At 52.8% G+C, this 24,589-nt stretch carries 23 protein-coding genes; 14 read left to right on the forward strand and 9 right to left on the reverse strand.

Features of this window, described 5'->3' with window-relative positions; genetic code table 11:
• Complete coding sequence (minE, locus tag OGV38_RS01215; RefSeq protein ID WP_001185666.1) at nt 1–267, forward strand: cell division topological specificity factor MinE; 267 nt, start codon at nt 1–3, stop codon at nt 265–267.
• A gap of 85 nt (nt 268–352) precedes the next feature.
• Here minE and OGV38_RS01220 read toward each other — a convergent pair whose 3' ends face one another.
• Nucleotides 353–1,270 (reverse strand): LysR family transcriptional regulator, encoded by a 918-nt coding sequence (locus tag OGV38_RS01220; RefSeq protein WP_016153377.1) that lies wholly within the window; start codon nt 1,268–1,270, stop codon nt 353–355.
• Between the two features lie 103 nt (nt 1,271–1,373).
• Between OGV38_RS01220 and OGV38_RS01225 the strand changes: the two genes are divergently transcribed.
• The 4 genes from OGV38_RS01225 (at nt 1,374) to OGV38_RS01240 (ending at nt 6,519) form a co-directional block, all read left to right on the forward strand.
• Entirely contained in the window at nt 1,374–2,456 is a 1,083-nt protein-coding gene (locus OGV38_RS01225) for a tartrate dehydrogenase (RefSeq protein ID WP_286472859.1), read from the forward strand.
• Nucleotides 2,457–2,711: 255 nt separating this feature from the next.
• A complete protein-coding gene (locus OGV38_RS01230; RefSeq protein WP_049269112.1) occupies nt 2,712–4,313 on the forward strand; it encodes a BCCT family transporter in 1,602 nt (533 codons plus the stop codon).
• A 45-nt stretch (nt 4,314–4,358) separates the two neighbouring features.
• On the forward strand, nt 4,359–5,483 hold the full coding sequence (gene yeaW, locus OGV38_RS01235; protein WP_181500325.1) for a carnitine monooxygenase, oxygenase subunit YeaW: 1,125 nt from the start codon (nt 4,359–4,361) through the stop codon (nt 5,481–5,483).
• A gap of 70 nt (nt 5,484–5,553) precedes the next feature.
• Complete coding sequence (locus OGV38_RS01240; RefSeq protein ID WP_016156788.1) at nt 5,554–6,519, forward strand: PDR/VanB family oxidoreductase; 966 nt, start codon at nt 5,554–5,556, stop codon at nt 6,517–6,519.
• 49 nt (nt 6,520–6,568) lie between these two features.
• On the opposite strand, the gene rnd is transcribed toward OGV38_RS01240, so the two are convergent.
• The 5 genes from rnd to yoaA all read right to left on the reverse strand — a co-directional run bounded on the left by rnd (nt 6,569) and on the right by yoaA (nt 13,002).
• Nucleotides 6,569–7,684: a ribonuclease D gene (gene rnd / locus OGV38_RS01245; RefSeq protein ID WP_047416608.1), complete on the reverse strand. Its 1,116-nt coding sequence runs from the start codon at nt 7,682–7,684 to the stop codon at nt 6,569–6,571.
• Nucleotides 7,685–7,768: 84 nt separating this feature from the next.
• Complete coding sequence (gene fadD / locus OGV38_RS01250) at nt 7,769–9,454, reverse strand: long-chain-fatty-acid--CoA ligase FadD (protein ID WP_131346197.1); 1,686 nt, start codon at nt 9,452–9,454, stop codon at nt 7,769–7,771.
• 204 nt (nt 9,455–9,658) lie between these two features.
• The gene (locus OGV38_RS01255) at nt 9,659–10,243 is read right to left on the reverse strand and encodes a Slp family lipoprotein (protein ID WP_019076970.1); all 585 of its coding nucleotides are present in this window, start codon (nt 10,241–10,243) and stop codon (nt 9,659–9,661) included.
• A gap of 94 nt (nt 10,244–10,337) precedes the next feature.
• On the reverse strand, nt 10,338–11,033 hold the full coding sequence (gene tsaB / locus OGV38_RS01260; RefSeq protein ID WP_029139572.1) for a tRNA (adenosine(37)-N6)-threonylcarbamoyltransferase complex dimerization subunit type 1 TsaB: 696 nt from the start codon (nt 11,031–11,033) through the stop codon (nt 10,338–10,340).
• Nucleotides 11,034–11,091: 58 nt separating this feature from the next.
• The gene (gene yoaA / locus OGV38_RS01265) at nt 11,092–13,002 is read right to left on the reverse strand and encodes a DNA repair helicase YoaA (protein ID WP_016156792.1); all 1,911 of its coding nucleotides are present in this window, start codon (nt 13,000–13,002) and stop codon (nt 11,092–11,094) included.
• A gap of 141 nt (nt 13,003–13,143) precedes the next feature.
• On the opposite strand from yoaA, the gene OGV38_RS01270 reads away from it, so the two are divergent.
• A complete protein-coding gene (locus OGV38_RS01270) occupies nt 13,144–13,488 on the forward strand; it encodes a RidA family protein (RefSeq protein WP_016153387.1) in 345 nt (114 codons plus the stop codon).
• Nucleotides 13,489–13,494: 6 nt separating this feature from the next.
• Here the strand turns inward: OGV38_RS01270 and OGV38_RS01275 are convergent, their stop codons facing one another.
• Complete coding sequence (locus OGV38_RS01275) at nt 13,495–13,674, reverse strand: YoaH family protein (RefSeq protein ID WP_016153388.1); 180 nt, start codon at nt 13,672–13,674, stop codon at nt 13,495–13,497.
• Between the two features lie 83 nt (nt 13,675–13,757).
• On the opposite strand from OGV38_RS01275, the gene pabB reads away from it, so the two are divergent.
• From pabB to pdeD, 4 genes are all read left to right on the forward strand, one after another.
• Nucleotides 13,758–15,119: an aminodeoxychorismate synthase component 1 gene (gene pabB / locus OGV38_RS01280; protein WP_286472861.1), complete on the forward strand. Its 1,362-nt coding sequence runs from the start codon at nt 13,758–13,760 to the stop codon at nt 15,117–15,119.
• A 3-nt stretch (nt 15,120–15,122) separates the two neighbouring features.
• Nucleotides 15,123–15,701, forward strand: coding sequence for a CoA pyrophosphatase (locus OGV38_RS01285; protein ID WP_016153390.1), 579 nt, complete (start codon nt 15,123–15,125; stop codon nt 15,699–15,701).
• A gap of 183 nt (nt 15,702–15,884) precedes the next feature.
• Nucleotides 15,885–17,249, forward strand: a complete 1,365-nt coding sequence (gene sdaA / locus OGV38_RS01290) for an L-serine ammonia-lyase (RefSeq protein ID WP_016153391.1) — start codon at nt 15,885–15,887, stop codon at nt 17,247–17,249.
• A 130-nt stretch (nt 17,250–17,379) separates the two neighbouring features.
• Nucleotides 17,380–18,981, forward strand: coding sequence for a cyclic di-3',5'-guanosine monophosphate phosphodiesterase PdeD (gene pdeD, locus OGV38_RS01295; RefSeq protein WP_286472862.1), 1,602 nt, complete (start codon nt 17,380–17,382; stop codon nt 18,979–18,981).
• A gap of 6 nt (nt 18,982–18,987) precedes the next feature.
• On the opposite strand, the gene yoaE is transcribed toward pdeD, so the two are convergent.
• Together yoaE and OGV38_RS25040 are read right to left on the reverse strand one after the other, a co-directional pair.
• Nucleotides 18,988–20,547, reverse strand: a complete 1,560-nt coding sequence (gene yoaE, locus OGV38_RS01300; protein WP_016153393.1) for a CNNM family cation transport protein YoaE — start codon at nt 20,545–20,547, stop codon at nt 18,988–18,990.
• The gene (locus OGV38_RS25040; protein ID WP_085055725.1) at nt 20,535–20,744 is read right to left on the reverse strand and encodes a protein YoaL; all 210 of its coding nucleotides are present in this window, start codon (nt 20,742–20,744) and stop codon (nt 20,535–20,537) included. The genes yoaE and OGV38_RS25040 overlap by 13 nt, the downstream gene beginning before the upstream one ends.
• 262 nt (nt 20,745–21,006) lie before the next feature.
• On the opposite strand from OGV38_RS25040, the gene manX reads away from it, so the two are divergent.
• From manX to OGV38_RS01320, 4 genes are read left to right on the forward strand one after another with little or no spacing between them, the layout of a single operon-like run.
• Nucleotides 21,007–21,969: a PTS mannose transporter subunit IIAB gene (gene manX / locus OGV38_RS01305; RefSeq protein ID WP_019076976.1), complete on the forward strand. Its 963-nt coding sequence runs from the start codon at nt 21,007–21,009 to the stop codon at nt 21,967–21,969.
• A gap of 58 nt (nt 21,970–22,027) precedes the next feature.
• Nucleotides 22,028–22,828, forward strand: coding sequence for a PTS mannose transporter subunit IIC (gene manY / locus OGV38_RS01310; RefSeq protein ID WP_016153395.1), 801 nt, complete (start codon nt 22,028–22,030; stop codon nt 22,826–22,828).
• Nucleotides 22,829–22,840: 12 nt separating this feature from the next.
• On the forward strand, nt 22,841–23,692 hold the full coding sequence (locus tag OGV38_RS01315) for a PTS mannose transporter subunit IID (RefSeq protein ID WP_016153396.1): 852 nt from the start codon (nt 22,841–22,843) through the stop codon (nt 23,690–23,692).
• A gap of 60 nt (nt 23,693–23,752) precedes the next feature.
• The gene (locus tag OGV38_RS01320) at nt 23,753–24,211 is read left to right on the forward strand and encodes a DUF986 family protein (protein WP_016153397.1); all 459 of its coding nucleotides are present in this window, start codon (nt 23,753–23,755) and stop codon (nt 24,209–24,211) included.
• Nucleotides 24,212–24,589: the final 378 nt, after the last annotated feature.

Genomic DNA, 24,589 nt, shown 5'->3' on the forward strand with positions numbered 1-24,589 from the left:
ATGGCATTACTGGATTTTTTTCTCTCGCGGAAAAAGAGCACAGCGAACATCGCTAAAGAGCGACTGCAGATTATTGTTGCGGAACGTCGTCGTAGTGACGCCGAGCCACATTATTTACCGCAACTGAGGAAAGATATTCTCGAGGTTATCTGCAAGTATGTACAAATTGATCCCGAAATGGTCACCGTACAGCTTGAACAAAAAGACGGCGATATTTCTATCCTCGAACTTAACGTGACATTACCTGAAGCTGAAGAGTCTAAATAACGGCTTTGCTCAGTGAGTTATAGTTGCAAAAAAGGCAGATTATTCTGCCTTTTTTATTTTCAGTTTCTTGCCAGCTGTTGCGGATTTATTCCAAAGTAAACTTTGGATAGTTTTCGGCAAAATAGCGGCGCAAATACTCAACCGTAATACGGATTTTTGCCGACGTCGCCAGCCGAGAAACATAAACCGCCCATATATTTGCTGGTTGATAATACTCGGGTAATACGTGTACCAAATGTCCACCGGCAATGTTGTCGCAAACGTCCCACCACGAACGCAGGGCAATTCCCTGCCCATCAAGACACCACTGATGTACCACTTCGCCATGATTAGACGACAGAGGCCCCGTAACTTTAATTGAGTGAGCGCCCTCTTTATTACGCATTTGCCAGATGCCAAACGGATGGTCGCGCTCTTTGATAACCAGACAAGGAAAAGTGGAGAGATCGTTGAGTTGCTTCGGCGTCCCGTGCTGCGCCACAAATTCCGGCGAGGCGCACAGAATACGGTAGTTAGTCGCCAGCTTGCGGGCAATCAGGTTCGGCGCGATATCATCCCCGATACGAATATCAAGATCGACGCCCTCATTCACCATATCCACCAGGCGGTCTTCAACATCGAACCTCAGTTCTAACTGCGGGTACGCTTTTGCCAGCGCAGACAGCGCCGGAGCCACCACCCGGCGGCCAAAACCAAAGCTACTAATAATGCGTAGCATCCCCTGCGGGATCTGCCTGGCATCAGACAACTCGTCCATCATCTGATCGACATCCTGCAGGATCCGCTGCGCCCATTCGTAGATCCGCTCCCCCTCTTCCGTGATGGTTACACGCCGCGTTGTCCGGTGCAGCAGCACCACGTTCAGCGTCTGCTCCAGCAGGGCTACTCGCTTACTGATAAAAGCCGGTGATACACCCAGTTCCTCGGCAACGGCGGCAAATCCTGCCCGACGGGCAACCAGCATAAAGACGCGTAAATCATTTAGCAGCGGCAGATTATTCATGATCTGTGTTTTATGTTTCACCAGTTAGGGGGATTAACTCTTAATCAGTCAATTATAGGATAAGGGGAAAGTCAATTTTGATGGCGTACAAGTGAGAGCTGCTATGAAGAAAACCTGTCGTATTGCCGCTATCCCCGGAGATGGCATTGGTAAAGAAGTGCTGCCTGAAGGCATTCATGTGTTACAGGCAGCCGCCGAGCGTTGGGGGTTGTCGCTCAGCTTTGAGCAAATGGAATGGGCGAGCTGCGAGTACTACGCCCATCACGGTAAAATGATGCCGGATGACTGGCATGAGCAGTTGCAATCCTTTGATGCTATCTATTTTGGCGCCGTTGGCTGGCCGGATACCGTACCGGACCACATCTCTTTATGGGGCTCGCTGCTTAAGTTTCGCCGCGAATTCGACCAGTACGTCAACCTGCGTCCGGTACGCCTGTTCCCGGGAGTCCCTTGCCTACTGGCGGGCAAGCAGCCAGGCGACATTGATTTCTACGTCGTACGCGAGAACACCGAGGGAGAATACTCTTCTCTCGGCGGACGCGTGAGTGAAGGGACGGAACACGAGGTGGTTATCCAGGAGTCGGTCTTCACCCGTCGCGGCGTGGATCGTATATTGCGTTACGCTTTCGAGCTGGCGCAAAACCGCCCGCGCAAAACCCTGACCTCGGCGACCAAATCCAATGGTCTGGCCATCAGCATGCCTTACTGGGACGAGCGGGTTGAAGCAATGGCGGCTAACTATCCTGAGATCCGTTGGGATAAACAGCATATCGATATACTGTGCGCCCGCTTTGTGATGCAGCCGGAGCGTTTTGACGTTGTGGTTGCTTCCAACCTGTTCGGCGACATCCTCTCCGATCTGGGTCCGGCCTGTACCGGGACGATTGGCATCGCGCCTTCTGCCAACTTAAACCCGGAACGCACCTTCCCGTCCCTGTTCGAGCCAGTACATGGTTCGGCCCCCGATATTTACGGAAAAAACATCGCCAACCCGATTGCCACTATCTGGGCTGGCGCCATGATGCTGGACTTCCTTGGTAAGGGGGATGCCAACTATAAGGCTGCCCACGACGGTATTCTGGCGGCAATTGAGCACGTTATTGCCTGTGGCCCGAAAACGCCGGATATGAAAGGCAGCGCCACCACGCAACAGGTGGGTGAAGCCATCTGTCAGGCACTACGTTAGAGGTCAAACCACGAATTATGAGCCGCGTCACTGACGCGGCTTTTTTATGCGTTTTGTGGAGCCAATAACCTGCGCTAATTCACCTTTTATTATTTCCGTTCCGTGTTTTATTGCTTCACGCATCGGGCAATTGTTTAATTCATGTAAAGAACAAATAATAAAATTGTTAAATATAAAGTAACTCATTCTACCCCTACAGCATGATAACAACGACAGGCTAATGCCATACGCGGGCAACTGTGCCCAGGAGATCCCATGTTGAGCAACGTCAAGAAAAAAGACATGCCGCTGATAGCCATCAGCCTGGTGGCTATTCTTTTCATCGCCGCCACACTTAGTCTCTTCCCTCAGCAGTCTGCACAAGTCGCAAATACTCTTTTCAACGGCGTTACCCGGATGCTGGGTTCCGCCGTGCAGATCCTCGTTCTGATGGCTATGGGTCTGGTCGTCTGGCTGGCTACCAGCAAATACGGCAACATCCGTCTGGGAGAAGGTAAAGCGGAATACAGCACGCTCTCCTGGCTGTTTATGTTTATATGCGCCGGATTAGGCTCCTCCACGCTCTACTGGGGCGTTGCTGAGTGGGCCTATTATTACCAGACCCCGGGTCTGAATATCGCGCCGCACTCGCAAAAAGCGCTGGAATACAGCCTGCCCTATTCCTTTTTCCATTGGGGGATCAGCGCATGGGCGACCTACACGTTGGCCTCATTAACCATGGCCTACCACTTCCATGTGCGTAAAAACAAAGGACTGAGCCTGTCCGGGATTATCGCCGCTATTACCGGCGTGCATCCGCAGGGCGTCTGGGGTCGCCTGGTTGACCTGATGTTCCTGATCGCGACAGTTGGCGCGTTAACCATCTCTCTGGTCGTCACCGCCGCCACCTTTACCCGCGGTTTGTCTGCCCTGACGGGGTTACCGGATAACTTCACGGTGCAGGCGTTTGTGATCCTGTTCTCTGGCGGCATTTTCTGCCTGAGCTCCTGGATTGGCATCAATAACGGTTTGCAACGTCTGAGCAAAATGGTCGGCTGGGGGGCGTTTTTACTGCCGCTGCTGGTGCTGATCGTCGGCCCGACCGAGTTCATCACCAATAACATCATCAACGCCATCGGCCTGACGACACAAAACTTTTTGCAAATGAGCCTCTTCACCGACCCGCTTGGCAACGGTGAGTTCACCCGTAACTGGACAGTGTTCTACTGGCTGTGGTGGATCTCCTACACGCCGGGCGTGGCAATGTTTGTCACTCGCGTATCCCGTGGTCGCAAAATCAAAGAGGTTATCTGGGCATTAATCCTCGGTAGCACTGTTGGCTGCTGGTTCTTCTTTGGCGTGATGGAAAGCTACTCCATTCACCAGTTTGTGAACGGTGTGATCGACGTACCGCAGGTTATGGCGACGCTGGGCGGTGAGACAGCCGTACAGCAAGTATTGATGTCGTTGCCTGCCGGGAAACTGTTTCTGGTGGCGTATCTGGCGATCATGATTATATTCCTCGCCTCACACATGGATGCTGTGGCCTACACCATGGCGGCCACCAGCACGCGCAACCTGCAGGAAGGGGAAGATCCGCAGCGCAGTCTTCGTCTGTTCTGGTGCGTGGTCATCACCCTGATCCCATTATCGATTTTGTTCACCGGCGCGTCCCTGGAAACCATGAAGACCACGGTGGTTCTGACCGCTCTTCCATTCCTCGCCATCCTGTTGGTGAAGGTTGGCGGTTTTCTGCGCTGGGTACGGCAAGACTATGCCCACGTTCCTGCGCATCAAATTGAAGGTCATCTTCCCGAAGCGCCAGTTGACGTCCCGGTCGCGCCACCGGCCGGGACACTACTCAAAGGCGACAATTAAGCGCCAGTACAAAAATCCTCTTACTCACAAATTAAAGGTATTCCAATGAGCAATCTGAGCCCTGAGTTTATTCTGCCGCAAAATTTCTGTGCCAACCCGCAGGATGCCTGGACTATTCCGGCCCGGTTTTATACCGACCACCAGGCTTTCGAACACGAACAAGAAAAGGTGTTCGCTAAAAGCTGGATTTGCGTCGCCCACAGTAGCGAACTGGCGAAACCCAATGATTATGTTACCCGAGAAGTGATTGGCGAGAATATCGTGCTGGTACGTGGGCGCGATAACGTGCTGCGGGCCTTCTACAACGTCTGCCCGCATCGCGGTCATCAGTTGTTGAGCGGCGAGGGGAAAGCGAAAAATGTGATTACCTGCCCTTACCACGCATGGGCGTTCAAACTTGACGGCAATCTGGCGCATGCGCGTAACTGCGAAAACGTCGCCAACTTCGACAGCGAAAAAGCGCACCTTACACCGGTACGCCTGGAAGAATATGCCGGATTCGTGTTTATTAACATGGATCCGAACGCGGGCAGCGTGGAAGAACAACTCCCTGGACTTGCGGACAAAGTTATCGAAGCCTGCCCAGACGTGCATGACCTGAAACTTGCTGCACGTTTTACTACCCGTACCCCAGCCAACTGGAAGAATATCGTCGATAACTATCTGGAGTGCTACCACTGCGGTCCGGCCCATCCAGGTTTTTCCGACTCGGTCCAGGTTGACCGTTACTGGCATACCATGCACGGCAACTGGACGCTGCAATACGGTTTCGCCAAACCTTCAGAACAGTCATTTAAGTTCGAAGAAGGGGTTGATGCCGCCTTCCACGGTTTCTGGCTGTGGCCGTGCACCATGCTCAACGTGACGCCAATCAAAGGCATGATGACCGTTATCTACGAATTCCCGATAGATGCGGAAACCACGCTGCAAAACTATGACATCTACTTCACCAACGAAGAGCTGACCGAAGAGCAGAAACAACTGATCGAATGGTATCGCAACGTCTTTCGTCCTGAAGATTTACGTCTGGTTGAAAGCGTACAAAAAGGGCTGAAATCGCGCGGGTATCGCGGCCAGGGACGCATTATGGCAGACACCAGCGGCAGTGGCATCTCCGAGCATGGCATTGCCCATTTTCATAATCTGGTCGCCCAGGTTTTTCAGGAATAACCCGGGGCTTTTACGACAGGTTCCGGCGCGTCGCTGAGGCGCGTCGGACAGATTTTTTAGGGAGGCCGCAATGTCTGATTATCAAATGCAAGAAGTCCGGGTCAGCCGGATTGAGACGATTACCGCGCAGGTAAAATGCTTCACCTTAACGGCGACCTCAGGCCAGCCGTTGCCTGCGTTTCAGGGTGGCAGCCATATTATCGTGCAGATGCGCGATGGCGAGAATCTGTACAGCAATGCGTACTCGCTGATGAGTTCACCACGCGATACGCGCGCCTATAAAATCGCCGTACGCCTGGAGGAGGCGTCCAAAGGCGGCTCACGATACCTGCATCAAAACGTGAAGCCCGGCGACACGCTCACGATCTCCACACCAAACAATCTCTTCGCCCTCGCCCCTCAGGCACAAAAACATCTGTTGATTGCCGGAGGTATCGGCATCACACCGTTTTTATCGCAACTCCCGGAGCTGGAACAATCTCAGACGCAATGGCAACTGCACTATTGCTCTCCCAGCAAGGAGACCTGCGCGTTTCATGACGAACTCATGCAACACCCCAGCGCCAATCGCATTCATCTGCACCTGTCGAACGCAGGCACCCGCCTCGATTTAGCCCGTCTGCTGGCAGATGTTGAACCCGGCACGCATATCTACACCTGTGGCCCTGCGGTGCTCAACGATGCTGTCAGAGAAGCGGCTTCCCGCCTTGGGCTGGACAGCAATACGCTACATTTCGAACAATTTGCCGTGGAAGAGAAAGGCGGCGACGCCTTCACCCTGGTGCTGGCGCGTTCCGGGCGCGAGTTTGTGGTCCCGGAAGAGATGACCATTTTGCAGGTTATCGAAAATAACAAAGCCGCCCGGGTTGAGTGCCTGTGCCGGGAAGGTGTTTGCGGCACCTGCGAAACGACGATTCTCGAAGGGGAAGCGGATCACCGCGATCAGTATTTCAGCGACGACGAAAAAGCCAGCCAACAAAGCATGCTCATCTGCTGCTCGCGCGCCAAAGGTAAGCGCCTGGTGCTCGATCTGTAGCGTTGCGCAGGCCGGGTCAGCAAACGCGCGACCCGGCGAGCCTGGTGACTTACTGCGGGTATTCCTGCAGCAGCGCGTTGAGGCGATCGGACATCAATTCGCCACGCCAGCCGGAAACCAGCTCTGGCAGGGATTGCTGCGGCTTTAATTTCCAGTGCCAGTTGAGCAACTGGTTGATCTGGCGACGCGAAGCAAGAAGTTCGACGCTGAGATTATGTTCCGCACTCACCTCGGCAACCAGCGCTTTGATGGCTTTGAACGCCTTGCGATACCCTGGCATATCCATCAAATTCAGCAGCGGCTGCGGTAGCGACTCTTCCGGTAAAGCCTGGGCCTTTTCCACCAGGGCGATCAGCGTTTTACCGTGGAAACGAATTTCGCTCCCGGAAAGACCCAGGCTATCCAGTTCACCCAGACTGCCCGGCATATAACGCGCCACCGCCCACAGGTGCTCTTCACGCACCACGAAGTTTACCGCCAGATCGCGCTCGCGTGCTTTACGCAGTCGCCAGTCGGCAAGCAATTGCAGGCAGGCTAGCTGACGGGTGCGCAGTTGCCATGCGTTGGTGATGTCACGCCAGGCGTCTTCTGGCGCCAGAATCTCCTGGCGACGCTGCTGCATTAAGCGGCATTCGTCCAGCGCGGCTGGCAGCCAGCCGCTGGCTTCGGTTTCAGCCATCAGTTTTGTGGTGATCGGTAACAGATACCAGACGTCAGCCGCCGCGTATTCGCACTGACGCTCGGTCAGCGGTCTGGCCAGCCAGTCGGTACGCGATTCGCTTTTGTCGAGCGCCACACCCGTAAACTCTTCCACCATCGAGGCGAAGCCCCACGACAGCGGACGACCGCAAAATGCGGCCAGGATTTGTGTGTCAATTAACGGCTGCGGAAGTTCGCCAAAAGCGTTGAGAAACACTTCCAGGTCTTCACTTCCCGCATGCAGGAATTTGGTGATGGTGGTATCACGCAGAATATCGCGCAGGGGCGACCAGTCGGTGATCCCTAGCGGATCAATCAGAGCAACGTGTTTGCCATCAAACAGCTGGATCAGCCCCAACTGCGGATAATAGGTACGTGTGCGAACAAATTCGGTATCCAGGGCTATCGCCGGAAATTCACGGACGGCTTCGCACAGCGTGGCTAACGCGTCGTCCGTGGTGATCATTTGATAATTCAAATCGTGCTCTCTTAGGTTTGCGCCAAAAAAAACGCCGGTTTACCCGGCGTTTTCTGCTGGCTGACTTAACGCTCAGCCTTTATTGTCCACTTTGGCGCGCGCTTCGTCACGTAATTCTCGTCGCAAAATTTTACCGACGTTAGATTTCGGCAACTCGTCGCGAAACTCCACCAGCTTCGGTACTTTATAGCCCGTCAGGTGACGACGGCAGAAAGTGATAAGCGCCTCATCAGTTAACGAGGCATCTTTCTTCACCACGAAAATTTTCACCGCTTCACCGCTGCTGCCCGACGGAACGCCGACCGCAGCCACTTCCTGTACGCCAGGATGTTGCATAACCACGTCTTCAATTTCGTTTGGATAGACGTTAAAGCCGGACACAAGGATCATATCTTTCTTACGATCGACAATACGCAGGAAGCCTTCATTATCCATCACCGCAATATCGCCGGTGTGCAGCCAGCCGTCTTTAACGATTTCGTCGGTGGCGTCTGGTCGCTGCCAGTAGCCCAGCATCACTTGCGGACCTTTCACGCACAGTTCGCCCGGTTCTCCCGGCGGCACTTCGTTATCGTCGTCATCCACCAGTTTGACCTCGGTGGAAGGAACCGGTAACCCGATACTGCCGCTGTGGTAGTCGATATCATGAGGATTGACGCTCACCAGAGGGGCACACTCCGTCAGGCCATAGCCTTCCAGCAGATACTGACCCGTCAGCTTCACCCAACGTTCAGCTACCGCCTGTTGAACCGGCATCCCGCCACCTGCCGAAAGGTGCAGTGACGAGAAGTCCAGTTGTTGGAACTCTTTGTTATTCAGCAGCGCGTTAAACAGCGTATTGACACCGGTCATGGCGGTGAACGGATACTTCGCCAGCTCTTTTACCAGTCCCGGAATATCACGCGGGTTGGTAATCAGCAGGTTTTGACCGCCCAGCTCAATAAACAGCAGGCAGTTCATCGTCAGCGCAAAAATGTGATACAGCGGTAGGGCCGTCACCACCAGTTCTTTACCCGGATGCAGCAACGGGCCATAAGTGGCGTTAACCTGCTCAAGGTTAGCCAGCATGTTACGGTGCGTAAGCATCGCGCCCTTCGCCACACCGGTAGTCCCCCCGGTATATTGCAGGAACGCCAGATCTTCCGACACCACTTCGGGTTTCACATACTGCATGCGATAACCGTTTTGCAGCGCGCTACGAAAAGAGATGGCATCCGGCAGGTGATATTTCGGCACCAGACGCTTGATATACTTGACGACAAAGTTAACCAACGTCCCTTTGGCGGTCGACAGCTGATCGCCCATACGCGTCAGGATCACGTGTTGCACCGACGTTTTGTCGACGACTTTTTCCAGCGTGTGGGCAAAGTTAGACACGATGACAATCGCCGACGCGCCGCTGTCGTTGAGCTGATGTTCCAGCTCGCGAGGCGTGTACAGCGGGTTCACGTTCACGACGATCATGCCAGCACGTAAAATCCCAAACAGTGCGACCGGATATTGCAGCAGGTTCGGCATCATCAGCGCGACGCGATCGCCCTTCTTCAGCCCGAGTCCCTGTTGCAAATAGGCCGCAAATGCCCGGCTACGCTCTTCAAGCTTGCGGAAGGTCATCACCTCCCCCATGTTTACAAACGCGGGCTGATCGGCATACCGTCTTACTGAGTGTTCAAAGAGTTCCACCAGGGATTGATAACGGTCAGGATTGATCTCCGCAGGAACACCAGCGGGATAACGGTTAAGCCAAACCTTTTTCAATACATCACCTCTAAAATGCGTATTCGTCGTCATCACAACCCCAGGCAATAAACAAACTGTTAACATAATATTAACTCAGCGTACCAGTTTGTTTATTACACAACGACAAGGTTGCGAAGCACGTCACTATTTATTTTTCTTATATCCACGTTAATGCAGAAACAGCGGACGAGCCGCTGTTTCTTTTACTCATAAAACAAAGAGTTACTCAGTTACTATGGTCTGAACCTGTGCCGGGCCGGGATTGTACCATCCCCATCCGCCGTAGCCACCGTAAGGCCAGCCACGCGCACCGTAGAACCAGGGGTCGATCGGCTGAGGCGGCATAACAATTTGCTGAGTAATATGCCAGCGTTTATAGCCAGTTACCTGCATCAGCATGAATTTATACGGCGTATTACCGATTTTTCCATCCACAGTACCGCTAATCGGACCGACGACGGTAACCAGTTGACCGCGGAAGTCCACCGGGTCAAGGAAGCCATTTACATCAGCATAAATTCGCCCGCGGGAGGCTTCGCCCAGCACCGGTCGCGCCCCACTATCAAGAGGAACAGTGGCAATTTCCAGACGGGATTTCCCCTGCTGGTTCTGAATATCCACAACTTTACCGCCGAAACGCGCTTCCTGTCCGACATACAGCTGCGGGGCATTCATAACCCGCACCAGATCCTGCTGCGGCGTAGGGCTCGAACCTTTAATCGCGTCCGGGATGGTGACACAACCGTTAAGCATTAACGCGAATGCGCCCGCCAACACACCTTTCAATAACTGCTTTTGCACCGCCATATTGCGACTCCCTTTTCTTAGCTTCTGCCCCGACCAATTCACCATGCTGCGCACTGACGGCTGTGCGAATTGACCAGGGATGTACTACTAAGATTCATTCTTTACCGGGAAGTTTCTTCCATGCCACGGTGTTACGTAAATAAACCGGTTCCGCATGTTCAACCGCCACGGTCTTACCGGCAGCCAGCATTTGCGTGGCAACAGGCAGCATATCTTCAGCCGCCGGAAGCAAAACGTCGCCATCGCTCAGCGTCAGACCGCTGTCTTTACCGAGCTCAGGCCAGGCAGGCCAGCCTGTTCCGACCGTTACCCACTCGCCAGACAGTTGCAGTAAACGCGCATGCACCTGCTCGGGGGTTAGCACCGCTTCGGTTTCTTCACCGTGCCAGTTGCCGTTCTCATCACGCAGGTATTCGGCCCAATAGACTTCGCCCATTCGCGCGTCGATCGCGGCCAGTACGCGGGTCGCGCCCGACTTACGCCAGGCTCCCTGCGCCATTGTTGCCAGGGTGGAAACGCCGATCATCGGTAAATTCGCGCCTAACGCCAGCCCCTGAGCAATGCCAATCCCAATACGTACACCGGTGAAACTGCCAGGACCGCGACCAAACGCCAGAGCGTCGATATCGGTTAACGTGAGATCGCCAGCAGCCAGGATTTCCTCGACCATTGGTAAAATTCGTTGGGTGTGTTCTCGTGGGCAAAGCTCGAAATGAGCCTTGGTAGTACCGTCATTCCACAGGGCAACAGAGCACGCCTCTGTGGCGGTATCGATAGCCAGAATTCGCATGGGTGTTTGTGATCAGGTCAATAAATTTGGCGCGCATCTTACCACACTCCGTAACAAATTACTCAGTCGTTGGTATGGCAAGAAAACGAACAGCGCGAGCAATATCACGCGTCCGCGGCGCAGGCGGAAGACTTGCCAGGAAAGTGGCACCGTAAGGTCGCATCACCAAACGGTTGTCGCAAATCACCAGCACCCCGCGGTCGTCGGCGTCACGAATCAGACGCCCCACGCCCTGTTTCAGGGTGATTACCGCATCCGGCAACTGAACGTCTTCAAACGGATCGCCGCCGCGCAAACGGCAGTCCTCCATCCTCGCTTTTAACAGCGGATCGTCCGGCGAGGTGAACGGCAGTTTATCAATAATCACCAGCGACAACGTATCGCCACGCACGTCCACCCCTTCCCAGAAGCTGCTGGTGGCAACCAGTAACGCATTACCTGCGCTGACAAACTGCTGTAACAGTTGCCCTTTACTGGTTTCGCCCTGCAGCAGCACGGGAAGGGTCATGGTGGCGCGGAATTGTTCCGCCAGATCGCGCATCATCGCGTGCGAGGTACACAGCATAAAGCAGCGACCGTTGTTCGCTTCGATAATGGGACGCAGCATGGATGCCAACTGACGCGCCGCTCCCGGTTGGTTTGTTTGCGGGAGATTACGCGGCACGCACAGCAGCGCCTGGCGGGTGTAATCAAATGGGCTTGGCAGCAGCATCGACTCGGCATCTTCAATACCCAGCCGCGCGGTGAAATGATGAAGATCATCGTTTACCGACAGCGTCGCGGAGGTAAAAATCCAGCAGCCCGGCTTCTGTTCCATCACTTCTTTGAATTTATCCGCCACCGTGAGCGGCGTCAGCGCAAGGGTGAAATGGCGCGAGGTGCATTCATACCAGTAGCTGAAACCTGGCTGGTTGATCTCTTTCAGGCGCTTCAGACGAGTACGGTAAAGCGTGGCACGTTCAAACGCGGCATCCAGCAAGGCGGAACGTCCGAGAGACAGTTTCGCCACGTCGTAACACAGCTCCAGCGTGTCATCGAGCAACAAAAACGCGCGCTGCACGCGCGGGTCGGCCAGCAGTTCCCGCAAGTTTCCTCGATAGCCCGGCTCGCCCAGCTGCAGGCGGAAGTCCTGCGCGCTTTGCGCCAGCCGGTCGGCGCATTTTTGAAGCTGTTGAGTGTCTTTCAGCTCGGTGCGATAGGCAATGGTGATGTCTTTCGCCAGATCCAGCAGTTGGCGACTGGAGAGCGATTGACCAAAATATTGGCTGGCGATATCCGGTAACTGATGCGCTTCATCGAAGATCATCACTTCAGCTTCCGGGATCAGCTCGCCAAACCCACTCTCTTTTACCACCATATCAGCGAGAAACAGATGGTGGTTTACCACGACGACATCTGCATCCATCGCCTTCTTGCGCGCTTTAACGACAAAGCACTCTTTGTACAGCGGGCAGTCGCTCCCAAGGCAATTATCGTTTGTGCTCGTCACCAGCGGCCAGGCCTGAGAGTCTTCCGCCACGCTGACGCAGGTGCTGATGTCACCATCAAGGGTTTGATTTGACCAGGAGCGTAGCAGAATGACGTCACTTAAAGTTTGTACCGGCAGGTCACCACCCGCCAGCGCCTGTTGTTCGAGACGCTCAAGACACAGATAGTTTGAACGCCCTTTCAGCAGCGCCAGTTTACCCGTGAATTCCAGAGCCTTCGCTACTGTGGGTAAATCGCGGCTGTATAGCTGATCCTGCAACGCCTTCGAGCCCGTGGAGACAATTACTTTCTTTCCGGCACGCAGCGCAGGGGCAAGATAAGCGTAGGTTTTACCCGTTCCTGTTCCGGCTTCGACAACAAGCGGCTGTGATTTTTCGATAGCATGACTGACGGCGAAGGCCATCTGCCGCTGTGGTTCACGCGGTTTAAAACCGGGTATCGCTTTAGCCAACTGACCGTCTGCTGCAAAATCGTCCGTCACACTGCCCCCTGTTCATTTGAACAGGGATTATGTCAGGCCAGCGGCTCTTTCGCCAATTGAAGAGGTGACGTGGACACAACATTATGGCAGTCTTGGCGCAACCCGAAGCCATTATGAAAAAACGTAAATGAGGAATGATTTATGACGATTGTGCGCATTGATGCCGAAGCGCGTTGGTCCGACGTGGTTATCCACAACAACACGTTGTATTACACCGGCGTACCGGAAAATCTGGATGCCGACGCCTTTGAGCAAACGGCAAATACGCTGGCGCAAATTGATGCGGTGCTGGAAAAACAGGGCAGCAGCAAGTCACGTATTCTTGATGCCACCCTGTTCCTGGCGGACAAAAATGATTTTGCCGCCATGAACAAAGCCTGGGACGCATGGGTTGTTGCTGGTCACGCGCCGGTACGTTGTACCGTTCAGGCCGGGTTAATGAACCCGAAATACAAAGTTGAAATTAAGATTATCGCTGCGGTATAAGCGGCGTTATTCGTCTTCATCTTCAAAACGCGCCACGATCCGCTCGCCGGTATGGCTGGCGCGTAATTCAGCAGCCACTTTCGTAATCGCCTCGCCACTGCTCATCCCCTGGGATATCAGTTCATGAATGCGTTCAACCGCCTGTTGCTGCTGATCGTGCGTGAGTGAAGGTAAACCTGCAATCATGGTGAACTCCTGCTAAATTATTAGCGCTAATTATTTCATGCTACCCGGCACATAGCCAGTGAAGTAGCAACGAGTCAGGACTGATGAAGACGTTATCTCCCGCTGTAATCACACTCCCCTGGCGTCTGGACGCCGCTAAGCACTATTTTGCCACATTAAGCCACCAGCCCTGGGCAATGCTTTTGCATTCAGGCCATGCCGACCATCCGCATAATCGCTTTGATATTCTGGTCGCCGACCCCATTACAACGCTGGTCACACATGCAGAAGAGACCGTTGTGCATGACCATCACGGCACTATGCAAACGGTTGATGATCCGATGACAGTTTTACGTTCGGCGCTGACATCGCTGACTATTCAGCCCGATTATAATCCCGATTTTCCCTTCCAGGGAGGCGCATTGGGTCTGTTCGGTTATGACTTAGGCCGTCGTTTTGAATCTCTGCCAACGGAAGCCGAACAGGATATCACGCTACCGGACATGGCGGTTGGCATTTACGATTGGGCGCTGATTGTCGATCATCAGTTGCAAAGGGTGTCGCTACTTAGCCACTCCGATGTACAGGCACGACACCGTTGGCTGGAAAATCAACAGATACCCGTGCGCGAACCGTTTTCGTTAACATCCTCGTGGCAGTCAAACATGACCCGCGAGCAGTATGGTGAAAGGTTCCGTCAGGTGCAGCGTTATCTGCACAGCGGCGATTGCTATCAGGTCAATCTTGCCCAGCGTTTTCAGGCGCATTATCAAGGCGATGAGTGGTTGGCGTTTGTACGTCTCAACCATGCGAACCGCGCCCCGTTCAGTGCGTTTATACGTCTTGAGGAGGGGGCGATTCTCAGCCTTTCACCTGAGCGTTTTATTCTGCTGGAAAACCAGCACATCCAGACGCGCCCGATTAAAGGCACGCTGCCCAGACTTGAAGATGCCGATGCCGATCGTCTGCAGGCTCAATCACTGGCGAACTCCCCAAAGGATCAGGCGGAAAACCTGATGATCGTCGATTTAATGCGTAATGATATCGGCCGCGTTGCCGAACCCGGTTCGGTACAGGTTCCGGAACTGTTCGTTGTCGAACCGTTCCCTGCCGTTCATCATTTGGTCAGCACCATTACCGCGCGTCTGCCAGAATCATTGCACGCCACTGACCTGCTGCGCGCCGCCTTCCCCGGCGGCTCTATTACCGGTGCTCCAAAAGTGCGGGCAATGGAAATTATTGACGAACTGGAACCGCAAAGACGCAACGCCTGGTGCGGTAGCATTGGCTATCTGAGCTTTTGCGGCAATATGGATACCAGCATCACCATTCGCACGCTCACAGCCACCAACGGACGCATTTATTGTTCCGCTGGCGGTGGCATTGTGGCGGACAGCCAGGAAGATGCGGAGTATCAGGAAACGTTTGATAAAGTGAATCGTATTTTGCACCAACTGGAGAACTGACACGTGGAATACAGCAGCCTGACGCTTGATGATTTTTTATCGCGCTTTCAACTCCTGCGCCCGCAGGTTAATCATACTGCGTTAAACCAGCGTCAGGCCGCCGTACTGATCCCCGTCGTGCGTCGTGCACAGCCGGGGTTACTGTTAACTCAGCGATCCGTTCATCTGCGCAAGCACGCCGGACAAGTCGCCTTTCCCGGCGGCGCGGTGGATAGCAGCGATGCCTCGTTAATTGCCGCCGCCCTTCGCGAAGCGCAGGAAGAAGTGGCGATCCCACCATCCTGCGTGGAGGTGATTGGCGTTCTGCCGCCGGTCGACAGTGTGACCGGTTTCCAGGTCACGCCGGTGGTAGGCATTATCCCGCCAAATTTGCCGTATCGCGCAAGTGTTGATGAAGTTTCCGCCGTGTTCGAAATGCCGCTGGCACAAGCCCTGCATTTAGGTCGTTATCATCCGCTGGATATCTACCGTCGCGGCGATTCACATCGTGTATGGCTTTCCTGGTATGAGCAATATTTCGTCTGGGGAATGACCGCCGGAATAATTCGTGAGCTGGCGCTGCAAATTGGCGTCAAGCCCTGACTATACTTATCTTTACGCACACCATAGACAACTTGAAACTCAGGTCACAACATTAGTAAAACCGCGGTTATCTATTAGTTTAATTCATGTGAATAGTTAAGCCGATCGCCGCGTTCCCTCTTACACTATGCGCAGTTATAACATCGTTACTGGAAACCCCAGTCGCCCTGTAGGAGTATTATCGTGATTAGTCTATTCGACATGTTTAAGGTGGGGATTGGTCCCTCATCTTCCCATACCGTAGGGCCTATGAAGGCGGGTAAACAGTTCGTCGATGACCTGGTCGAAAAAGGATTACTGGACAGCGTTACTCGTGTCGCCGTCGACGTGTATGGTTCACTGTCGCTCACGGGTAAAGGTCACCATACCGATATCGCCATTATTATGGGTCTGGCGGGCAATGAGCCTGCTACCGTAGATATTGACAGCATCCCCGGATTTATCCGCGATGTAGAAACGCGTGGACGCCTGCTGCTTGCGCAGGGCCAACACGAAGTGGATTTCCCGCAGAATGACGGAATGCGTTTTCACAACGGCAACCTGCCGCTGCATGAAAACGGAATGCAGATCCACGCGTACAGTGGCGAAACCGTCATTTACAGCAAAACCTACTACTCCATCGGCGGTGGATTCATCGTTGATGAAGAACATTTTGGTCAGGATGCCGCGGGCGAGGTCAGTGTGCCTTATCCGTTCAAATCCGCCACCGAAATGCTGGAATACTGCAACAGCACCGGCCTGTCTCTCTCTGGCATGGCGATGCAGAACGAACTTGCTCTGCACAGTAAAAAAGAGATTGAAGAGTACTTTGGTAACGTCTGGCAAACCATGCAGGCTTGTATCGATCGTGGTATGAACACCGAAGGCGTGCTGCCGGGTCCGCTGCGCGTTCCTCGTCGTGCTTCAGCCCTGCGTCGTATGCTGGTTTCCAGCGACAAGCTGTCCAACGATCCGATGAACGTGATCGACTGGGTGAACATGTTCGCGCTGGCCGTTAACGAAGAAAACGCCGCGGGTGGTCGCGTAGTTACTGCGCCAACCAACGGTGCTTGCGGTATCGTGCCTGCGGTACTGGCCTATTACGATCATTTCATCGAGTCCGTCAGCCCGGATATCTATACTCGTTATTTCCTGGCGGCCGGCGCGATTGGCGCGTTGTACAAAATGAATGCGTCTATCTCCGGTGCAGAAGTGGGTTGTCAGGGTGAAGTGGGCGTAGCCTGTTCCATGGCTGCCGCGGGTCTGGCTGAACTGTTAGGCGCGAGCCCTGAGCAGGTATGTGTTGCTGCTGAAATCGGCATGGAACATAACCTCGGCTTAACCTGCGATCCGGTGGCGGGACAGGTACAGGTTCCGTGCATCGAACGTAATGCCATTGCGTCAGTGAAGGCGATCAACGCTGCGCGTATGGCAATGCGCCGTACCAGCGCTCCGCGCGTCTCGCTGGATAAAGTCATTGAGACCATGTACGAAACAGGTAAAGACATGAACGCCAAATACCGTGAAACGTCACGCGGTGGTCTGGCAATCAAAGTTCAATGTGACTAATACTTATTTTTCGCCCATCTGCGACAGATGGGCGAATTTGCCCCCTCTCCCTCGTCTGGCGTAATTTTCCCCACTACACTTGCTCTGTTGCTGTTGGCTACTGTGACCAACGGCTTATCGGGCGGCCCGCATGCAAACAGCGCAAAGGATCATCAAGAACTATCGCCGGAATCGCTTAATCGTCTGCACATTATGTGCACTACTGACGCTCATTCTCACATTAACTGTCCGATTTATTTCGGAGCGTAATTTAAATCATCGCAATACCGTTACCTTTGCCAACCACGCCGTTGAAGAGTTGGATGACGTGCTTTTGCCCCTACAGACCGGACGCGATGTACTGCTACCGCTGATTGGGCTTCCCTGCTCAGTTGCGCATTTACCTCTGAGTAAGCATGCAGCCAGACTGCAAACGGTACGTTCTATCAGCCTGATTCAGAGCGGGGTCCTTTATTGTTCCAGCATTTTTGGCTATCGCAATGTGCCTATTCGCCAACTGGAGCCTGAATTACCCAGTCGGGAGCCGCAATTGCTGCTGTCTACCGACCATTCGTTGATTAAGGGCAGTCCGATTCTGACGCAATGGTATCCAGCATCTGCCGATGGCTCAGATGGCGTGCTGGAAATCGTTAACATTGATTTATTATCGTCCATGTTGCTTGAACCCCAGCCACCGCAAATTACCCATGCCAGCTTAACCGTCGGTAATCGCCATTTGCTATATGGACAGGGTGTTGTCGATACGCTACCTGAACTGGATAATGAAAAACGCTACCAGCTCTCATCGCAACATTTCCCCTTTACTATCAGCGTCACCGGTCCGGGGGCCAGCGAACTGGCTATAAAACATCTACCAACACAACTGCCGCTGGCGGTGATCCTAAGTTTTTTAGTGGGCTACCTGGCATGGCTGGCGACCGCCAGCAGAATGAGCTTCTCCTGGGAGATAAATCTGGCCCTTGCTGCACGGGAATTCGAGCTGTTTTGCCAGCCGCTACTTAATGCGCAAACCCAGCAATGTATGGGAGTGGAAATCCTTTTACGCTGGAATAACCCGCGCCAGGGTTGGATCTCTCCCGAAGTGTTTATTCCCATCGCAGAGGAGCACAACCTGATTGTGCCGCTTACCCGTCATGTCATCGCAGAAACCATTCAGCAACGGCACGTATTCCCGATGAGCAGCCAGTTTCATATTGGGATAAATGTTGCCGCCAGCCATTTTCGTAACGGTACGCTGCTAAAAGATCTCAACCAGTACTGGTTCAGCCAGCACCCTATTCAGCAGTTGGTTATCGAACTCACCGAGCGCGATGCGTTGCTGGATGTGGATTATCGGGTCGTGCGCGAGTTAAATCGGCTTGGCGTAAAGCTGGCAATTGACGATTTCGGCACCGGCAACAGCTCGCTCTCCTGGCTGGAAAAGCTTCGCCCGGATGTGCTGAAGATTGATAAATCATTTACCTCGGCAATCGGGACAGACGCCGTGAACTCAACCGTCACAGACATCATTATCGCTTTGGGGAAAAAACTGAATATCGAACTGGTGGCGGAAGGCGTTGAAACACAGGCGCAGGCACAGCATTTGCGCCGACACGGCGTACATTTATTGCAAGGCTTTTTGTACGCAAAGCCGATGCCGCTGCGCGATTTTCCCAAATGGCTGGCGGGCAGCACGCCGCCGCCCGCCCGGCATAACGGGCGACACAGTATGCACGTTATGCCGTTTCGCTAACCCCGCTTACTCGTCTTCGTCGTGAGCGGGTTGTTCTTTAACAATGCGAACTAAATCCACACGATAGTCATTGGCTTCGACAATCGTAATGCTCAACGGTGCAACATCGATAACATCACCTACGCGTGGAATATGGCCGTTAGCGGCAATGACTAAACCTGCCACCGTGGCGATGTCTTCATCTTCATTCACTAACGTATCCACGTCCAGCGCCTGTTGCAACGCATGCAGATCGGTACCACCTTTCACCAACCAACCGCCTGCATCAGCAATAATTTCAGGCGTTTCATCGGCATCCGGGAATTCACCGGCAATAGCTTCTAATACGTCCAACGGCGTGACCAGACCCTGGACTACACCAAACTCGTTAGTGACGATAACAAAGCTGCCGCGGGCGCGTCGCAGAACACCTAACAGATTGATAGGATCCAGCGTTTCCGGGACAATAATAGCCGGAGACGCAGAGGCAATGGCCGCCACATCCACACCGTCTTCCAGCGCGACCAGCAGCTCTTTAGCACGCACAATACCGATGATTTCATCCAGTTCGCCACGACACACCGGGAACAGGCTGTGTGGTGACGAGAGCAATTGCTCGCGAATTTCCTCCACGCTCAGGTCTGCATCAACCCAGCTAATTTCGCCACGAGGCGTCATAATGCCGCGTAATGAACGCGACGCCAGAGAAAGGACGCCGTTGATCATATAGCGTTCTTCTTCCACAAATGCGCCTTCCGGGACGGGAACCGGCACCGGGTTGTCGGATTCCATCTGCGCGCTGGCCTGACTTTTACCCCCCATCAGACGCAGGATTGCATCGGCAGTGCGCGCACGCAGCGGCAGCGTCGACTGGTGGCGAATAAAGTTCCGACGGGCAATCTGGTTAAACAACTCAATGATGATTGAGAAGCCAATCGCCGCATACAGATAGCCTTTCGGAATATGGAAGCCAAACCCTTCGGCAACCAGGCTCAGACCGATCATTAACAGGAAGCTCAGACACAGCACCACCACCGTCGGATGTTGGTTCACAAATCGTGTCAGCGGCTTAGAAGCCAGCAGCATCACGGCCATAGCAATCACGACCGCCGCCATCATCACCGGCAGATGGTTGACCATACCGACCGCCGTAATAACGGCATCCAGCGAGAATACCGCGTCGAGTATGACAATCTGCGTCACAACAACCCAAAAACTCGCATACCCTTTTGCCTGGCCGGTATCATGTTCACGGTTTTCCAGCCGCTCATGCAGCTCTGTCGTGGCCTTGAACAAGAGGAAAATCCCCCCCAGCAGCATGATCAGATCGCGCCCCGAGAACGAGTAGTCCATTACCGTAAATAGCGGCTTAGTTAGCGTCACCATCCACGAAATCACGGACAACAAGCCCAGGCGCATAACCAGTGCCAGTGACAAACCGATTAAACGCGCTTTATCTCGCTGTTTTGGCGGCAGCTTATCAGCCAGGATCGCAATGAAGACCAGGTTATCGATACCCAGAACAATTTCGAGAACGACAAGCGTGAGCAAACCCACCCAAATCTGCGGGTCCATTAATAATTCCATGACAAGCTCCTGCTTAAGGAATGACCAAACTGCGCGCTGAGGATCTCAGGCGTTGAAGCGATATGCAGAGAAAATTTGTGGCAAAAAGTGCCAATCTGACAGGCTTGATACGGCCTGGTAGTGAAATGACGTCGGTGACGATCCATATGGTGAGCTACTGCCCTATACTCCTGAGTAATTAAACCGATGCTAAACATAACAGAGACAACCGTTTTTTAGCAAAGATTTACCTTCCTTTGCAATAAGTTGTTTCGGAGATATTTTACCCTTCGAAATTTCTTTTTATCGGAAGTTAAATTACGGATCTTCATCACATAAAATATTTTTTTCGATATCTAAAATAATTCACGAAAATCATAGGTTTTTCTTTGTAACCCTTATCTGAATCGATTCGATTGCGGACGACGATTCAAATACATCTTCACGTTGATGTGTTAACGATAATAAAGGAGGTAGCAAGTGACCATTGCTATTGTAATAGGCACACATGGTTGGGCTGCAGAGCAGTTACTTAAGACAGCAGAAATGCTGTTAGGCGAGCAGGAAAACGTCGGCTGGATCGATTTCGTTCCAGGCGAAAATGCCGAAACGCTGATTGAAAAGTACAACGCTCAGTTGGCAAAACTCGATACCAGTAAAGGCGTGCTGTTTCTCGTTGACACATGGGGAGGCAGCCCGTTTAACGCTGCGAGCCGCATTGTCGTCGATAAAGAGCATTACGAAGTCATCGCCGGTGTGAACATTCCCATGCTGGTTGAAACCTTCATGGCGCGTGATGACAACCCCAGCTTCGATGAATTAGTAGCACTGGCCGTTGAAACCGGTAGCGAAGGCGTGAAAGCGCTGAAAGCAAAACCGGTGGAGAAAGCCGCTCCAACCCCAGTCGCGGCGCCAAAAGCAGCAGTTCCCGCCAAACCGATGGGTCCGAACGATTATATGCAGATCGGCCTGGCGCGTATTGATGACCGCTTAATCCATGGTCAGGTGGCAACTCGCTGGACCAAAGAAACCAACGTAACACGCATTATCGTCGTCAGTGATGAAGTTGCCGCCGATACCGTGCGTAAAACGCTGCTGACCCAGGTTGCACCTCCGGGTGTGACGGCGCATGTGGTTGATGTCGCGAAAATGATCCGCGTCTACAACAACCCGAAGTATGCAGGTGAGCGTGTGATGCTGTTGTTTACCAACCCGACCGACGTAGAACGTATCGTTGAAGGTGGTGTGAAAATTACCTCTGTAAACATTGGCGGTATGGCTTTCCGTCAGGGTAAAACGCAGGTAAACAACGCAATTTCTGTCGATGAAAAAGACATCGAAGCCTTCAAGAAACTCAACGAACGCGGTATTGAGCTCGAGGCTCGTAAGGTTTCTACCGATCAGAAACTGAAAATGATGGATTTGATTGCCAAGGTGAAATAACGCCCTGGCATTTACTTAGTTTTCACACTTAAGTCTGTATAGCAATAGGAGAAGTACAATGGAGATTACCACTCTTCAGATTGTGCTGGTGTTCATCGTCGCATGTATCGCGGGTATGGAGTCGGTACTCGATGAATTTCAGTTCCACCGTCCGTTGGTGGCCTGTACGCTGATTGGTGCCGTTCTCGGTGATATGAAAACCGGTATCATCATCGGTGGTACCCTGGAAATGATCGCCCTTGGCTGGATGAACATCGGTGCTGCGGTTGCACCTGATGCTGCACTGGCCTCAATTATCTCTACCGTTCTGGTTATCGCGGGTCACCAAAGCATTGGTGCAGGTATCGCGCTGGCTATCCCACTGGCAGCAGCAGGCCAGGTACTGACCATCATCGTTCGTACTATCACCGTAGCATTCCAGCACGCAGCGGATAAGGCGGCAGAAAACGGTAACCTAACGGCGATCTCCTGGCTGCACGTATCCTCCCTGTTCCTGCAGGCTATGCGTATCGCTATCCCGGCGGTAATCGTGGCGATTTCTGTTGGTACCAGTGAAGTTCAGAGCATGCTTAATGCCATTCCGGAAGTTGTGACCGGCGGTCTGAACATCGCAGGGGGTATGATCGTAGTGGTTGGTTATGCGATGGTCATCAACATGATGCGCGCAGGCTACCTGATGCCATTCTTCTACCTCGGCTTCGTCACCGCGGCATTTACTAACTTCAACCTGGTTGCTCTGGGTGTGATTGGCGCAGTAATGGCTATCCTCTACATTCAGCTGAGCCCGAAATATAACCGCGTAGCCGGTGCACCTGCTGCTGCGGCTGGCAATAACGATCTCGATAACGAACTGGACTAGCAGGTGAGCGAAATGGTTGATATGACTAAAACTACCACCGAGAAAAAACTCACTCCGAGTGACATTCGTGGCGTGTTCCTTCGTTCTAACCTGTTTCAGGGTTCCTGGAACTTCGAACGTATGCAGGCGCTGGGTTTCTGTTTCTCCATGGTGCCGGCTATCCGCCGCTTGTACCCGGAAAACAACGACGCACGTAAGCAGGCTATTAAGCGTCACCTGGAATTCTTTAATACCCATCCGTACGTAGCGGCCCCCGTATTGGGCGTTACGCTGGCGATGGAAGAGCAGCGTGCAAACGGCGCAGAGATTGACGATGGTGCCATCAACGGTATCAAAGTTGGTCTGATGGGACCGCTTGCAGGCGTGGGCGACCCGATCTTCTGGGGTACCGTACGTCCGGTATTCGCCGCACTTGGCGCAGGTATCGCGATGAGCGGCAGTCTGCTTGGACCACTGCTGTTCTTCATCCTGTTTAACCTGGTTCGTCTGGCAACCCGTTACTACGGTGTGGCATACGGCTACCGTAAAGGTATCGATATCGTTAAAGATATGGGCGGTGGCTTCCTGCAGAAACTGACTGAGGGGGCGTCAATCCTCGGCCTGTTTGTCATGGGGGCATTGGTTAACAAGTGGACGCACGTAAACATCCCGCTGGTGGTTTCCACCATCACCGGTCAGGATGGTCAGACTCGTGTCACCACTGTGCAGACTATCCTTGACCAGCTGATGCCGGGTCTGGTTCCTCTGCTGTTGACTTTCGCCTGTATGTGGCTGCTGCGTAAAAAAGTGAACCCGCTGTGGATCATCGTTGGCTTCTTCGTCATCGGTATCGCGGGCTACGCTGTCGGACTGCTCGGCCTGTAAGACTGTTGTACATCACCGGGGGCTTGCCCCCGGTTTTTCTATTTAGAGGGTTGAGGATTCATGACTATCACGGACCTGGTGCTGGTTCTTTTTATCTTTTCGCTGCTGGCGTATGCCATTTACGATCAGTTCATCATGCCCCGCCGTAATGGCCCTACTCTGCTGTCTGTCGCCCTGCTTCCTCGTAGCAGAGTCGACAGCGTTATCTTCCTTGGCTTGATTGCTATTCTTATCTACAACAACATCACCAGCCACGGCGCGCAATTTACCACATGGTTATTATGTGCACTGGTATTGATGGGACTGTATCTGTTTTGGATCCGTACGCCAAAAATCATCTTCAAACAGAAAGGCTTTTTTTTCGCCAATGTCTGGATTGAATATAACCGGATTAAAGAGATGAATTTATCTGAAGACGGTGTCCTGGTGATGCAATTAGAACATCGAAGATTACTGATTCGCGTACGGAATATAGACGATCTCGAAAACATATATAAACTTTTAATTTCAAATCAATGAGTTAAAAATATAGCCTGAACTATGTTTTATATATATCCATTCCAAAATAAACATAGCTAAGGCTATATCCCACTGCTCATAATGTTATTTATTTTAACGTTTTATTTATAAATAAATCTAAATGAAAATCGTTTTCAATTAGAGGCCAAATATTATTTCTGCGTTTCTTGTTTTATATTCTCAAAATATGTTAAGGTTGCGCCCGTCGTTGGGGAGTAGCCGATTTCCAGACTCCGGAAATGTACGTGTCAACATACTCGTTGAAAAACGTGGCGCGTACGGACTGATCTTACAGGTTCAGTCAGGCGAGACCATAGGCACATCAACTGCAATGCATACCTGAATGGCGCTGTATTTACAGTGATTCCAGCCTGTATG

Source organism: Citrobacter sp. Cb080 (assembly GCF_030334745.1).
Taxonomy (GTDB): Bacteria; Pseudomonadota; Gammaproteobacteria; order Enterobacterales; family Enterobacteriaceae; genus Citrobacter; species Citrobacter braakii.